The sequence below is a fragment of the Vibrio methylphosphonaticus genome (genome assembly GCF_023634655.1).
Classification (GTDB): domain Bacteria; phylum Pseudomonadota; class Gammaproteobacteria; order Enterobacterales; family Vibrionaceae; genus Vibrio; species Vibrio methylphosphonaticus.
Map to the genome: position 1 here is coordinate 73,896 of NZ_JAMKMS010000018.1, position 14,224 is coordinate 88,119.

General features: G+C 41.9%; 12 protein-coding genes. 9 read left to right on the top strand and 3 right to left on the bottom strand.

Features of this window, described 5'->3' with window-relative positions; all coding sequences use genetic code 11:
• Positions 1–52: 52 nt before the first annotated feature.
• From pyrD to rmf, 7 genes are all read left to right on the top strand, one after another.
• Entirely contained in the window at positions 53–1,063 is a 1,011-nt protein-coding gene (gene pyrD, locus M9196_RS18720; RefSeq protein WP_250619030.1) for a quinone-dependent dihydroorotate dehydrogenase, read from the top strand.
• 205 nt (positions 1,064–1,268) lie between these two features.
• Positions 1,269–1,814 carry a cell division protein ZapC gene (locus M9196_RS18725; RefSeq protein ID WP_250619031.1) on the top strand — a complete coding sequence of 182 codons (546 nt, stop codon included), beginning with the start codon at positions 1,269–1,271 and terminating at the stop codon, positions 1,812–1,814.
• A gap of 547 nt (positions 1,815–2,361) precedes the next feature.
• Positions 2,362–4,485 (top strand): bifunctional 23S rRNA (guanine(2069)-N(7))-methyltransferase RlmK/23S rRNA (guanine(2445)-N(2))-methyltransferase RlmL, encoded by a 2,124-nt coding sequence (gene rlmKL, locus M9196_RS18730; protein WP_250619032.1) that lies wholly within the window; start codon positions 2,362–2,364, stop codon positions 4,483–4,485.
• Between the two features lie 8 nt (positions 4,486–4,493).
• On the top strand, positions 4,494–4,745 hold the full coding sequence (locus M9196_RS18735; protein WP_250619033.1) for a glutaredoxin family protein: 252 nt from the start codon (positions 4,494–4,496) through the stop codon (positions 4,743–4,745).
• On the top strand, positions 4,723–6,645 hold the full coding sequence (locus M9196_RS18740; protein WP_250619034.1) for an ABC transporter ATP-binding protein: 1,923 nt from the start codon (positions 4,723–4,725) through the stop codon (positions 6,643–6,645). Before M9196_RS18735 ends, M9196_RS18740 begins: the two co-directional genes overlap by 23 nt.
• 5 nt (positions 6,646–6,650) lie before the next feature.
• On the top strand, positions 6,651–8,645 hold the full coding sequence (locus M9196_RS18745) for a DUF3466 family protein (RefSeq protein ID WP_250619035.1): 1,995 nt from the start codon (positions 6,651–6,653) through the stop codon (positions 8,643–8,645).
• Positions 8,646–8,812: 167 nt separating this feature from the next.
• Positions 8,813–8,986, top strand: coding sequence for a ribosome modulation factor (gene rmf, locus M9196_RS18750; protein WP_250619036.1), 174 nt, complete (start codon positions 8,813–8,815; stop codon positions 8,984–8,986).
• Between the two features lie 138 nt (positions 8,987–9,124).
• Here the strand turns inward: rmf and fabA are convergent, their stop codons facing one another.
• Both fabA and M9196_RS18760 read right to left on the bottom strand, forming a co-directional pair.
• A complete protein-coding gene (gene fabA / locus M9196_RS18755) occupies positions 9,125–9,643 on the bottom strand; it encodes a bifunctional 3-hydroxydecanoyl-ACP dehydratase/trans-2-decenoyl-ACP isomerase (protein ID WP_250619037.1) in 519 nt (172 codons plus the stop codon).
• Positions 9,644–9,715: 72 nt separating this feature from the next.
• A complete protein-coding gene (locus M9196_RS18760) occupies positions 9,716–11,353 on the bottom strand; it encodes a S16 family serine protease (RefSeq protein WP_250619038.1) in 1,638 nt (545 codons plus the stop codon).
• 172 nt (positions 11,354–11,525) lie between these two features.
• Here M9196_RS18760 and matP point away from each other — a divergent pair, with 172 nt between their 5' ends.
• Both matP and M9196_RS18770 read left to right on the top strand, forming a co-directional pair.
• Positions 11,526–11,978 carry a macrodomain Ter protein MatP gene (gene matP / locus M9196_RS18765; protein ID WP_250619039.1) on the top strand — a complete coding sequence of 151 codons (453 nt, stop codon included), beginning with the start codon at positions 11,526–11,528 and terminating at the stop codon, positions 11,976–11,978.
• A 17-nt stretch (positions 11,979–11,995) separates the two neighbouring features.
• A complete protein-coding gene (locus tag M9196_RS18770; RefSeq protein WP_250619040.1) occupies positions 11,996–12,307 on the top strand; it encodes a DUF3634 family protein in 312 nt (103 codons plus the stop codon).
• 30 nt (positions 12,308–12,337) lie between these two features.
• Here M9196_RS18770 and M9196_RS18775 read toward each other — a convergent pair whose 3' ends face one another.
• Entirely contained in the window at positions 12,338–12,589 is a 252-nt protein-coding gene (locus tag M9196_RS18775; RefSeq protein WP_250619041.1) for a hypothetical protein, read from the bottom strand.
• Positions 12,590–14,224: the final 1,635 nt, after the last annotated feature.

Consider the following 14,224-nt stretch of genomic DNA (forward strand, 5'->3'; position numbering starts at 1 on the left):
GTTTGCGTCAATAATACCTCCCCGTTTACACGGGTTATCTATCGGAGGCACAATGCTTTACCGTCTTGCCAGAACTGGCTTTTTTCAACTTGATGCCGAAAAGGCTCATGATCTCGCTATTCAAAATTTTAAGCGCTTTACCGGCACTCCTCTTGATTTAGCTTACCGTCAACATCTCCCTAATCGTCCTGTCGAATGCATGGGCTTAACGTTTAAGAATCCAGTTGGCCTTGCTGCTGGCCTTGATAAGAACGGTGAGTGCATTGAAGCATTTGGTGCGATGGGGTTTGGTTTTGTCGAAGTAGGGACGGTAACACCTCGTCCACAATCTGGTAATGATAAACCGCGACTGTTCCGTCTTGTAGAGGCGGAAGGCATTATTAACCGAATGGGGTTCAATAACCTCGGTGTTGATAACTTGGTTGAGAATGTTAAGAAAGCCAAGTACGACGGCATTATCGGCATTAATATTGGTAAGAATAAAGACACACCAATAGAAAACGGTGCAGAAGACTACGTTATTTGCATGGAAAAAGTGTATGAACACGCGGGTTACATCGCAGTGAACATCTCTTCACCGAATACTCCAGGGTTACGTTCTCTGCAGTATGGGGAAGCACTTGATGATCTTCTTTGTGAATTAAAAGCGAAGCAAGCAGAGCTCGCGTCGAAGCATAGCAAGTATGTGCCGCTGGCGTTAAAGATTGCACCGGATCTTAGCGATGATGAACTACAACAAATTTGTGACTCGTTGATTAAGAATAAGATTGATGGTGTTATTGCCACTAATACTACGCTCGATCGCTCGATTGTCGAAGGCATGAAGCATGCGAATGAAGCTGGTGGTCTAAGTGGTCGTCCAGTCCAATCTCGTAGTACGGAAGTCGTTCGCTTGTTAGCTAAGTATCTTGATGGTCAATTGCCGATCATTGGCGTTGGTGGCATCGACTCTTATGTCTCAGCCAAAGAAAAGTTAATGGCCGGCGCGGAATTGGTTCAAGTGTATTCTGGTTTTATTTACCAAGGACCAAAGCTTGTTAAAGAGATCGTTAAAAATCTGTAGGGCAAGCTTTGACTCTATCGGTTAGATACGAAGCAATATGTTCATATATTGATAGTTCTGTCCAAGTAACAACCATTGAGAGGGGGAATAGTTTTCCCCTTTTTTTTTGTTCAATCGTTTGTAGAATTAGAGTCAACTGACCAAAAAGGTAATTAAGCGTTTTACCTAACAGTCTGATTATTCTTTAATTATAAGAGACGGAACGATGCTTAAACCCAGCGATACATGGATCTGGTATATGGATGAGGATGAGAATTCTCTGATGCTGGATTTGGGAGATGAGATGGTTTTTAAAACCAACCTTTCCCGTAAACTCTTAGTTGAGTGCGCGATGGGTCAGAATAACTTCACAGTTGATGACGCGTCCGCGTTTCAAATCTATAAAGACCAAATTGCTAACCTAGACCTCTCTGAACCGCGACAGGCCGAACTCGCCCTGTATTGTGTGGCTGCGAAGCGCTTCCATAAGCCAGTACAGCCTAAGAGCTGGTTCTTTGACCATCAGAATGCTTCCTTTCAACCTGAAGAGGGTGAGTTGGTCAGGTTGACCAATCAATATTCTTCCGGTTTCTTCATTGTCTTGGAGGTAGGGGAAAGCGCGAGCTTGTGTGCGTTAGTTGATTTAGACTCGTTCAACTTGACGTCAAGTAAAGACGTTCAGTTCGGGCAAAGCATTAAAGTGATGCATGATAGAATGGATTCTGCTCATTCCTACATGACTTCGCTACAACCAATCGCTCTGGTTGGTTAAGGGCGTAACAACGCCATAAGAGAAAGCAGTGGTGCTTATCTCATGAACATAACAATGTTCAAGCAATAAAAATCGGCCTAAGGGTCGATTTTTTTTGCTTACGTTTCCCCAGTCACAACGAAACCTACATTATTCTCACTCATATATTCCTATCCCTTAGAGCATTGCTCCTACAAGATTTTGACTATCAACACATATTAACCAGAAATTTACGAGAAAAAATGGGTAAATACTGACCTAAAAAATGACATTTAATCCGCATAAGTTCCTCGTTTTTGATTATTTGTAAGTAACTTTCACCAATACTCCTCACTTGGTATAGTCCAGATTTGGAGTGAATAAGTAGTCACTACCGCTGTGTGGTATACAGTTTGGTGTGATTTTGTCGTTCTGGTCGTAATGGATTTACAAGACATGGTGTTGGTTTTCAGTTGACTAAAGCTTGTGCAAATAAACGATAATCCTGATGAAAGCCGTGAGTTTGGTTAGTGGGACGCCGTATTATCAGGTATAATTAGCACCATTTTTCCGCAGTCAGACATACACTATGAATCAATATCTTGCCGTTACTTCAAATGGGCTGGAAAACCTACTAGCTCGTGAACTTGAACAACTTGGGATTGAAAACGTCAATCCTGTTCAGGCTGGAGTGAAATTTAAAGCGACCAATGAGCAGATCTATCGTGTTTGCCTGTGGAGCCGATATGCTTCCCGCTTTGTTAAAATTCTTGCTGAATTTACCTGTCAAGACGACATGGATTTGTACTTGTCTGCGTCTGCTGTGAATTGGGTTAATCATTTCCATAGCTCAAAGAAGTTTATTGTTGACTTTAATGGTACCAACCAAGAAATTCGTAATAGCCAATATGGTGCTATGAAGGTGAAGGATGCGGTAGTGGACTGCTTCAACAAAAGAAGCTTACCGCGCCCAAATATCAGCAAAGAAAACCCTGATATTCGCGTTCATGTACGTTTACATAAAGATAAAGCTATCCTCGGCCTTGATATGGTTGGGTCTGGTTTACATCAGCGTGGTTACCGCACTGAAGCCGGGCGCGCTCCGTTGCGTGAAACCTTGGCCTCAGCAATCGTTGCTCGAAGTGGTTGGGCGCAAGGGGATAACATGCTTGATCCAATGTGTGGTTCAGGTACGTTGCTCATTGAAGCTGCGATGCTCGCGGCGAATATGGCGCCGAGTGTAAAGAGAAAAAGCTGGTGTTTTGAATCACACGAAGATTTTGAGCCAGAGCTGTGGGCAGAGATAAAATCAGAAGCTAGTGTGCAAGGTCGACGCGGTGTCAAAAAGACTGACAGCAGATTTTGGGGCTTTGATAATGACCCTCGCGTACTGCAGACGGCTAAAGACAACGCTCGTCGAGCTGGTGTCGATAGCTTGATTACGTTTGAATTAGGTGATGCGAGTAAGCTCACTAAGCCTGAAGGCTTCGGAGAAGGCGTTGTTATTTGTAATCCACCTTATGGTGAGCGTCTTGGTACTGAACCTGGTCTTATCGCATTGTACACTGAATTCGGTAACCAGCTAAAAATCGAGTTTGGTGGAAGTAAAGCATCTATCTTCTCAAGTTCAGATGATTTGTTAAGCTGCTTACGCATGCGTGCGGATAAACAGTTCAAGTTAAATAACGGTGCGTTACCGTGTCACCAAAAGAATTACTCAATTTCGGGTCGCTCAGCGGAGCAGCTTGCGGAAAAACGTAGCGATCAAGTTGTCGCGCCGGACTTCACGAACCGTTTGAAAAAGAACTTGGCAAAAATTGCTAAGTGGGCGAAACGTGAAGAGCTAGATTGCTATCGTATTTACGATGCTGATCTTCCTGAATACAATGTGGCTATCGATGTTTATCAAGACCACCTTGTTATTCAAGAGTACGCCGCACCAAAAGATATTCCTGAAGAAAAGACTAAGCGTCGTTTGACGGACATTATTCGCGCAAGTATTAATGTGACGGGTATTGAAACCAACAACGTTGTGATTAAAGTGCGAGAGAAGAAGAAAGGCTCTTCACAGTATAACAAGTTGGCGGCGAAATCTGACCGTATGGAAGTGAACGAATACGGTGTGAAATTAATCGTTAACCTTCATGACTATTTAGACACGGGTTTGTTCTTAGATCATAAAATTACTCGCCGAAAACTAGGTCAAATGGCAGCGGGCAAAGATTTTCTTAATTTATTTGCCTACACGGGCTCAGCTTCTGTACACGCAGCTGTGGGTGGTGCGAAGTCCACGACGACAGTCGATATGTCCAATACCTACCTTGAGTGGGCAAAAGAGAACATGCAATTGAATAAACAGGTGGGCAGTCAACATCAGTTTATTCAGGCAGATTGTCTACAATGGCTAGAAAACGCCAATAGTGATTATGATTTGATTTTCATCGATCCACCGACATTCTCGAATTCAAAGCGAATGGCGCAATCATTTGATGTACAGCGAGACCACGTGATGTTGATGGAAAACTTAAAGCGTTTGCTTAGAGCTGATGGCGCCATAGTATTTTCCAATAACAAGCGTTTGTTCAAAATGGATCACGATGCCTTGGCAGAAGTCGGTTTAGTGGCGAAGAATATCTCAGATAAAACCTTGCCACTTGATTTCTCACGTAACAAACACATTCATAACTGCTGGCTTATTACTCACAAGAGCTGAGAGAAATAATGACAAAGGAACTGATCTTATACAGCACAGAAGGATGCCATCTTTGTGAGATGGCATCCGAACTACTTCATCGCGTCGGGCTTTCTCAACAATTCGATATTATTGATATAGCATTTAACGATGAGCTCTTTGGGCGTTACGGGGTCACTATTCCAGTGGTCTCATTTCGTTCCTCAGAACTCAATTGGCCCTTCGATATTCATCAATTAACACAATGGTTGAACCTTAATGGCATTACTTACCATTCATAATGGACAACTAGCATTCGGGGATCACCCGTTGCTAGACAAATCAGATTTTGCACTTCAAGAAAATGAACGTGTATGTTTAGTTGGGCGTAATGGTGCCGGTAAGTCGACGTTGATGAAAGTCATCGCTGGCGAAATCGTTATGGATGACGGCAAACTTCAAATCACTCAAGATGTTGTTGTGTCGCGTTTAGAGCAAGATCCGCCGCGCAACCAAGAAGGTACCGTTGAAGATTATGTGGCTGAAGGGCTTGCCGAAGTAGGTCAAGTTCTTAAAGAGTACCATGCGCTGCTCGATCTAATGACACAAGATCCAAGCGAGAAAAATATCAATAAATTGGCGCGAGTCCAAGAGAATCTAGAGGTTCTCGGCGCTTGGCGCTTTGAAGACCGCATCAAAAATATCCTTGCTGCGTTAAAACTTGATGGGGCGACACTGCTTACCGATCTGTCAGGTGGTTGGCAACGTAAGGCGGCGTTGGCACGAGCTTTGGTCTGTGATCCTGATGTCCTATTACTGGATGAGCCAACGAACCATCTCGATGTTGCGACAATTGAATGGCTCGAAACGTTCTTAAAAGATTTCCGCGGTTCTATCATCTTTATTTCTCACGATCGCGCCTTCATTAGCTCGATGGCAACACGTATTGTCGATTTAGACCGAGGGCAATTGGTTTCGTATCCAGGTAACTATAGCCAGTACCTGATTGAAAAAGAAGAGAACCTTCGCATCGAAGAGATGCAAAATGCAGAATTTGATAAGAAATTAGCCCAAGAAGAAGTATGGATTCGACAAGGAATTAAAGCTCGTCGTACCAGAAATGAAGGCCGTGTTAGAGCACTTAAAAAGCTTCGTGAAGAGAGAAGCGATCGTCGCGAGGTTCAAGGTAAAGTTAACCTCAACGTTGATGACGGTACTCGTTCAGGTAAGATTGTCTTTGAAGCGGAAGGCTTAAATTACGATATTGAAGGAAAGACTATCGTTAAAGACTTCTCTTTTAATATCATGAGAGGCGATCGAATCGCTTTGATAGGCCCAAATGGGTGTGGTAAGAGCACGCTAATTAAGTTGTTGCTTGATAAGCTGCAACCGTCTTCGGGTAAACTGAAGTGTGGCACAAAACTGGAAGTGGCGTACTTCGACCAATACCGAGAGTTGCTTGACCCGGAAAAAACAGTAATCGATAACTTAGCTGATGGTAAGCAAGAAGTGACGGTTGGCGGTCGAGAAAGACACGCCCTTAGTTACCTGCAAGATTTCTTGTTTGCCCCCAAGCGTGCTCGTACTCCGGTAAAAGCGTTATCCGGTGGTGAGAAAAACCGTTTGTTACTCGCTCGTATTTTCTTAAAACCAAATAACCTACTAATACTCGATGAGCCAACCAACGATCTTGATATCGAAACGTTAGAGTTACTCGAAGATTTATTGGGTAACTATCAAGGAACCTTACTTTTAGTGAGCCACGATCGTCAATTTGTTGATAATACTGTGACCACGAGCTGGATTTTTGAAGGTGAAGGGGTTATTGAAGAGTTTGTTGGCGGTTATCATGATGCGCAGCAGCAACGTTTACAAGTCAAAAATACAAGACGTGATTTAGAACCGGTAAAGGCGGTAGAAAAAACGGTAGTTGAACCTAAAAAGAGTGCCAATGCTGTGAACTCTAAACCGAAAAAGCTGTCGTATAAACTGCAAAGAGAGCTTGAAGCGCTACCAGCGTTACTCGAGCAGTTAGAAGAAGAGTTGGGTTCATTACAAGAAGTGGTGAACAGCACCGAATTTTTCTCAAAACCCGTTGATGAAACTCAACCAATATTAGATAAACTCTCTGCTAAAGAGCAAGAGTTGGACGTTGCTTTCGAGCGATGGGAAGAGCTTGAAGCAATGCAACAGGAAAGTTAGCCTACATGAGTTGTAAAAAATTTAAAATTTCAATGGTGGCCGCAAGCGTATTTGCTGCGACCACTGCAAATGCCGCTTTGTATCAGATTGTCGAGATAGACCCGACAGCGAGCATTAGCAGTAGTGGTATTTACGATGCACAGTACACGGAATTCTATGGTTCTGCGGTAGAGAAGACATCCCGTGATCTTACTTCGATGGAAATGGGTTGTTTCACTCAAGGTGATACTTGCCCCGATTACATGCTTTATGGTGACTCTAGGAACGGTTCAGAAGGTTTTTCTTACCGTGATGAAATACCATATAATATGGATGTCAGTTTTTATTACACAGATTGGGTACGAAATCGCGATTATTGTCGTTCAGAGTTAGGGTATCAAACGTGTGACCCTGCTTGGACTGATAAAATGTGGCGTAGTTTTAGTTCGTTTGGTGGACTAAGGCGTGAGCGTGATGCTTTTATTGCTACGGAATATAAATCAAATGCTCAGGCTTTTAGTGGCAACACAGCTTCATCTGTCGCCGCCCCAATGTTAATGGTTAATCCAACTTCAGAAGACTATCAACCAGGGGGCAAAGCAACCGCTGAGGTAAACTCCGCTAATATTGTAGTTAATCGTCTTGACGATGATAAAGTTATTGGTACTGCGAGCTCTGGGTATTTTAAGTTAGATTCAAACAACCTTGCTACAGCCTATCGTCAACGTGGTTATGTTTTTGATGGTAGTACTACGACAATGCTGAAACCTTTAGCAGACAATGGTAGTGATAAAGAAAAGCAGATAACTACTCAGATGGGTCGCACCATGGCGTGGGATTCGTTTACTGATAGCTCAGGGACATACTACGTGGGGAGCGCAGCAGTTGGCCCATTTAATTATAATGATGATAATAAAAACTGGGGTGGCGATCTAAATAATTGCTTGTCAGGCGATGACCCCGCAGCAAAACGTGAATGTCAGCATTTTGCTTTTGCGTCAAAAGCGGCGGTTTGGAAAGGAGATGGTACGGCAATTACGGCTTCAGTTTGGACAGAAACAAACGGAAATACATATAATACTCGTAACGTTGATAATAAGGCGATGCAAGGTAGTGCTAGAGCTGCGGTAGTGAGCGCAAAGGCTGGAGTATTTACAGGTCAACCAGTATTAGTCGGGTTAAATAGTTATCGTGATGGGAGCAATGTTTTCAATCAAGCTACCGTCTTTTCGCCTACTGGATCTGATATTAATAGTGGTAATGCGTGGACACCGAAGGCCATCGGACGTGCAACTATTAAAGACGGTGACGACTTCATTTATACTAACTCCGTTGCAACTGACATCAATGAACAGTTAATTTTGATTGGGGAAGCGAAGCGGCGTGGCGATAAGCGTGAAAATGGCGCGGCGGCAAATCGAATGTTCTTGGCACAAGTAAATGATGGCGGTGGTGCAACTGCTTCATATTTTGATGAGCTAAACGGTAATAGCGGTATTTTCTTCCGTGGTGTTGGTGGTAAGACGGGCGCAATCAATAACTTCAACGAGATTGTTGGTGCGGTTGATGCAGAGCAAGCGACGGAGTTTTATGGTAAGAAGCGTCGTCAGCGCGGGTTTATCTATCCTTATAATGCCACAGGTACCAATCCTGAACGTTTAGCCGTACTTCAAGGTAAACCTTGGTTGCTTGACGATCTGACCAATGGTGGCAATTTCAGTGCCGATAACAACAAGTACCGTATTATCGATGCAGCTGATATCAACGATGATGGTGTCATCGCTGCAACTGCAATTAAGTGCCCGCAAGGGTATGACACCACCGGGCACAACTCATACTGTGGTAATGGGCAGGCTCGTGAAAAAGTAGTGGCGGTTAAGTTGATCCCGATCCCAAATGCAGACGAGCGTTCAATTACTCCGCGGGCTATTGAAGCACCACCAGTGGAGCGTAAAGGTGGTAGTTTAGGTTGGATAGCTATGATTTTCTTAGGCTTCTTTGGGTTACGCCGTAACAAATAGCCTGTTATAAACAAAAGCTCGCATTTATTCATATGAATTCGAGCTTTTTTACGTCTTGAGTTCTGCCAAAAATTGAGCAATTATTACTGAGGAGTCACAAAAGCTCCATCAATCTTTAATATTAAAAGGCTGACTAGCTGTCAGCTTTGTATAGCGAGGACCGCACTATGAAGAGACAAAAGCGTGACCGTTTAGATCGAGCTCAATCCCAAGGCTATAAAGCGGGGTTGAACGGGAAATCTATGGAAACTTGCCCATACCAACAAATGGATGCTAAGTCCTATTGGCTTGGTGGTTGGCGTGATGCAAGAGATGACAGGCAGTCAGGGCTTTTCAAGTAGTCGGGAGTAGTTTAATTGAGTACTAAGAAGGGCTAGTATGACGCCCTTCTTTATTTTTATAAATCTAACGCACTATAACTTAATGCATTTAAGTAAAATAAAACGGCTAAGATAGCCGTCTTAAATCATTGATACAAATTAAAAAGAAGAGGTGTCTTTAAAAAGGCCTACTTTTAAATCTTTTGCAACATAAATCACTTTTCCGTCGACAAGTACTCGGCCATCTGCGATGCCCATTACAAGCTTGCGATTAACAACACGTTTTAGGTGCAGTTCGTAAGTGACTTTCTTGGCAGTAGGAAGTACTTGGCCCTGAAATTTAAGCTCGCCAACACCTAAAGCTCGGCCTTTACCTTCGCCGCCGATCCAACCTAAGTAAAAGCCAACTAATTGCCACATTGCGTCCAAACCTAGACAGCCTGGCATAACCGGGTCACCGATAAAGTGACAATCGAAAAACCAAAGCTCTGGTGTGATATCTAGCTCTGCGACAACAAGACCTTTACCGAAATCACCTTCTGTTTCTGACATTCTGGTAACACGGTCCATCATTAACATATTTGGAGCAGGCAGCTGAGGGTAGCCTTCACCAAATAGTTCACCACGGCTAGAAGCTAAAAGATCTTCACGAGTATACGAATCACGTCTGTTTTGCATTTTTTAAATCACTCCAATATTTAATATGAGCATATTAGTGAACACGTGTACGCCAAACAACTCCGACCACGACTAAACAAACCAGTTTCTTACTTTTTCTAACAAGGTTTCTGGTAGTTCAAGTTTCTCAAAGTTTTCAATGCGTTCTGCTATCTTACTTAACACGCTTTCTTCCGATTCACTTTTAAAAGGTTTTCCTAGCAGCAAAGGAATCACTTCTACAACATGAGAGACTGCCCAGATGTGAAATTGACCACTTTTAATGCTATTGACTACTTCTTTGCTCAACGCGAGATGTTGAACATTTGTTTTAGGTAAAATAACGCCTTGCTTGCCTGTAAAGCCTTGATGCTTACAGACATTGTAAAATCCTTCGACTTTTTCGTTAAGGCCGCCAACGGCCTGCACTCGCCCAAATTGGTCAACTGCGCCTGTGACCGCAATTTGTTGATCAATTGGATAACCAGAAAGGGCACTCACTAACGAACACAACTCAGCTAATGAAGCGCTATCACCATCTACTTCACAATACGATTGTTCAAAAACGATAGAGGCCGAGTAGGGTAATGGTGCATCTAAATTTAATTCAGTGCTCACAAATGCTTGCATGATCATCATGCCTTTGGCATGAATGTTACCACCGAGTTCAACCTTTCGTTCGACATCAGAAATATCACCATCACCAAAGTGAACCACGCAGGAGATTCGTGCCGGCTCGCCGTAAGAGAGCGGGTGGCCAGGCATATCGATAACGGTTAAGCCGTTAACCTGTCCAATTTGCTCGCCTTGAGTCTCAATGACCACTTGTCCTTCTAAAATGTCATCCACTGCACGAGCCGGCAAGTACGCCTCTCTATAGCGTTTTGCCAACATCGCAGATTCAATATCGTCTTCAGCAATAACACTATTACTGCTGAACGATGATGCTTCTCCCAGAAGTGCTAGATGCCAATCTAACGATAATGGAACATACTGCTTGTCTTCGGTTTCGCGTGCTCCAGCTTGCAGTAGGCGAAGGTAGCCTGATGTGTCGAGTGTATAGCCCGGTAAATTATCTATCATCAGTTGTTTGACAAAACTTAAGTATGCAGAGACTGACTCGGCATTCAACTTATAATCACTTTCTAGCTCTGTGTATTGCATGAATCCTGATCTAAACTCTGCTTCAAGATAATCGAGCTCTGCAAGCTGCTCTCTGTCGCCGATAATGATTAGCTTAAATTTAGAGCTGTAGTTAGGTTGATCGATACTAGCACTTGCCTGATTCACTGGCGTTGCTTCTAACTGAGCTCCTTGCAGTAGGGCTTTGGTATTGGTCCAACTAACCAATGTTGACAATACTGTATTCGTTGATGTGATCAGAACACCAGTATCAGCCTGATGAATGAGCCCTTTTTTTGACTCTACGTTACCAGCTGTAACTTGATACTGATCAAACAATGTTTCTGAGCGAACATCTGCGCTAACAACAACATGCTCTCCAAGGCGGCGCAGTTCATTAGCGACAAGCTGACGATAGGTAAGGCTGCCACCATCTTTAATCACTAGTACTTTAGAAAAACAAGCCGGAGAAACAAAGTATTGAAGCGTTTGTCTCAGTCGGGGTTGCAAATCTAACAAGGATTTTCCTGCGTTGTTCGCAATATTCTCTAAAGTAGATTGATAATCGGTGTAAAGCGGGCAGGCATCTTGCCAAAGGACTGGATTCATTATTTGAGAGCTTAGTTTAGATTTGCATGGAGTATACAACGATTTTGCTACTAAAGTTAGTCAATAGAATGTAAATCAGCGAGATTTGATTCTCACTTTGAATGGACAATTGTTGAGATTGTAAAGAAGGTGGGTTACGCTGTCACTCTAACCAATGTCGAGGCAATTTTTAATGAAATACCAACAACTTGAAAACCTAGAGTGTGGTTGGAAGTGGCAATATTTGTCTAAAAAACATCGAGATGGTGAAAATATCACCCGGTATGTCGATACTAGTGAGATAGAGCACGCTGTTTCACAATTAAAAGCCATTGAATATGAGCCTACACTCGTCTTAGATTGGATCAGCGAGCATATGTCATTGGAAGTAGACAACAAGCTTAAGCAAGCGATCCGTGCAAAAAGAAAACGTCATTACAATGCGGAGCAGGTTCATACCAAGAAGAAGTCTATTGATTTGGACTATCGAGTATGGGAAAAACTGTCATATCGAGCAAATGAATTGGGATGCACGCTATCGGAGGCAATTGAATATTTACTTAGTGAAGCATCGCGAAGCGAAAAGGCAACCAAAACAGTAAGTAGTTTAAAGCAAGATCTGAGTAAGTTACTAGGTGATGATTAACAAGGAAGGGTAGGTTAATGCTGTATGTTATTTTAATTGGCGCTGTTTTGGTCTTTTGGTTAGTTGCGATTGATCGTCCGGTACTCACTGTACAAGTTAAAGACGGTAAAATTACGAATATTAAAGGGCACATTCCACCTTCATTTAACCATAATCTCAAGGAGATTGCTGAAAGGGACAATATTACTGGCCTTTTAAAAGTATACCAAACACGATCAGGGATGACCTTAAAGTTTTCTAAAGAAATTAATAAAAAGAGCCAGCAAAAAATACGTAATGTATTTCCATTCCAAAGTTTTAAATCTAAAGGGCGTAAAAAGTCTAGGTAGCAGCCCGGCTGCTACCACAAAATTTCAGCATTAGCCTTGTGCTGCTATTTCTCTTTCATCCCAAATTTTCATTAGCGTGCGGCGTGCATCCGAATCAAGCATTTGTATCCTTCTGCATGTCCAGTTTTCTGCTACATAGTCCGCCATTTCAAGTGAAATAGGGTTGTTCTCGGTTAAATACGTATCTAATGCTATTTCAGTTTCCAAGAGTGAGAGACCTTCTGTATCCCATTTTTTGATTCGAGCGAAACTTGTTTCAAACCACATTAAAGGCAGTGTCATAGAATACTCCATTTCTATAAGTGTATTTTTAAAGCTTTGTTTTCTGATTATTAGAATAATGAAATATGTAATTGTGTAAAGGACTAAAGTTAAAAATAGAGAATAAAAATTTATAAATAACAATCACCATTATCACTTTTAATTTATATTCAATTTATTATTCACTACACCAATTACAATTCAGCTAGTAGTTCTTGCTTTCATTCACGAGGTTTATATTAATGATTTCACCAAGATTAATAATAGTTGGTTATTATATTCGTGAGTTTATTCTAATGTAGACCTCACTTTATTTTACTATATACCTCTGTTATGACTATCTAATCTTGCCCAGCAATAAATTTCATACTTAATGTTTACTTTATTGGCTTTTCTCTCAAATGATCGAAGAGTGATAACCCGTATAGATCTGGTTTTTCATCGCCATACTCATTATAGCGCACTATAACTTATTTCCTTTAGGGAGAAGAATCTCTGATTCTCGCCAGTACCGACATCTCAAATACAATGAGGCCTGACACGATAAACAATAAAACTTCCTTTAAAGAATAGTTCCTGAGAAAGCATAACGTGTGCGCTTCAGTTGCTTCGTAAGTTATGATTACATTAGTTATAACCAGCCATAAAAGAAGACCAAACCAATTCTAAACTTCGAAAACCATTGTTAATGCCGACAAACGATCATCAGTGTTACGGAGCGATATAAAAGTAGGGGTCATAACACGATCAGCTCTGATATGAGATATAACTGTGGCGACACTTAAAACTCCTTGAGGATAGTTTTATAACTATCATTAAATTCTAACAAAACAACCTAAGTGACGCTGTAACACTTTATTATCCTAGTAAAAGTGTTACAGCCAGCCATGCCGGTTTGTATATATAGAGGTTAATGCAAGTCCATTGGCCAACATACAGCTGATATTTATCAGTTTGGAAACTACATAATGAGCGTTAGTCGTGTCTTCATGCCAGCAGTTATGAATGAAGCTGAACAATACGAACTCGTCAACGCTCACGTCTTCGTGCGTTGAGTCAGATATATTCGAGGCTTGCATTCATTAACGAAGTATTTCTTTACAGACTAATAGATAATGTAGTTCCGTCAGTTTTTCCAGATCGAACGTTGGTGAAAAGTCGGAGTATGCACACTAATAAATTTCAGTATTTCAATGCTTAAAATGTTCTGAGTAGTGTCGATTACTTGGACGTCTACGTGAAGCGTGTGTAAGACTTTGATCGCCAAGAGAGGCAAGTTTGTTTAAACGTGAGTATGACGAGCAGACAGATTCAAAATGATAACAGCGTCAACTTGGCATCGCGGTTTTTCACGTACGTTAGTAAGACCTAGAATCAATAAATTTCTTTTTCACTTAATAGTAATTCCCATTGGGATAATTACTAAGCAGACTGATATAGGTAGGTTTAGGACCGGACATTCCAAAGTAGCTTTAACATTCTAGTGCATAATGCGCAGCAGTGATGTAAGCAAGCCATTGGGATTGTATGACTCAGTAAACGGGTGAAAAGCTGTGCTAGTGAATTTTTCGATTGGTATATCAACAAGTTATAATCAGAGGTTGATAAGAATTAACGCTGGGATTACAGATGTTAAATTTAAACACCCTAGTGCGT

Bases quoted from the DNA above. Each gene is read 5' to 3' on its own strand.
- M9196_RS18735 (WP_250619033.1), top strand. From the start codon at position 4,494: ATGACAAAGGAACTGATCTTATACAGCACAGAAGGATGCCATCTTTGT.
- matP (WP_250619039.1), top strand. From the start codon at position 11,526: ATGAAATACCAACAACTTGAAAACCTAGAGTGTGGTTGGAAGTGGCAA.
- M9196_RS18740 (WP_250619034.1), top strand. From the start codon at position 4,723: ATGGCATTACTTACCATTCATAATGGACAACTAGCATTCGGGGATCAC.
- M9196_RS18725 (WP_250619031.1), top strand. From the start codon at position 1,269: ATGCTTAAACCCAGCGATACATGGATCTGGTATATGGATGAGGATGAG.
- rlmKL (WP_250619032.1), top strand. From the start codon at position 2,362: ATGAATCAATATCTTGCCGTTACTTCAAATGGGCTGGAAAACCTACTA.
- fabA (WP_250619037.1), bottom strand. From the start codon at position 9,643: ATGCAAAACAGACGTGATTCGTATACTCGTGAAGATCTTTTAGCTTCT.
- M9196_RS18745 (WP_250619035.1), top strand. From the start codon at position 6,651: ATGAGTTGTAAAAAATTTAAAATTTCAATGGTGGCCGCAAGCGTATTT.
- M9196_RS18770 (WP_250619040.1), top strand. From the start codon at position 11,996: ATGCTGTATGTTATTTTAATTGGCGCTGTTTTGGTCTTTTGGTTAGTT.
- M9196_RS18760 (WP_250619038.1), bottom strand. From the start codon at position 11,353: ATGAATCCAGTCCTTTGGCAAGATGCCTGCCCGCTTTACACCGATTAT.
- M9196_RS18775 (WP_250619041.1), bottom strand. From the start codon at position 12,589: ATGACACTGCCTTTAATGTGGTTTGAAACAAGTTTCGCTCGAATCAAA.
- pyrD (WP_250619030.1), top strand. From the start codon at position 53: ATGCTTTACCGTCTTGCCAGAACTGGCTTTTTTCAACTTGATGCCGAA.
- rmf (WP_250619036.1), top strand. From the start codon at position 8,813: ATGAAGAGACAAAAGCGTGACCGTTTAGATCGAGCTCAATCCCAAGGC.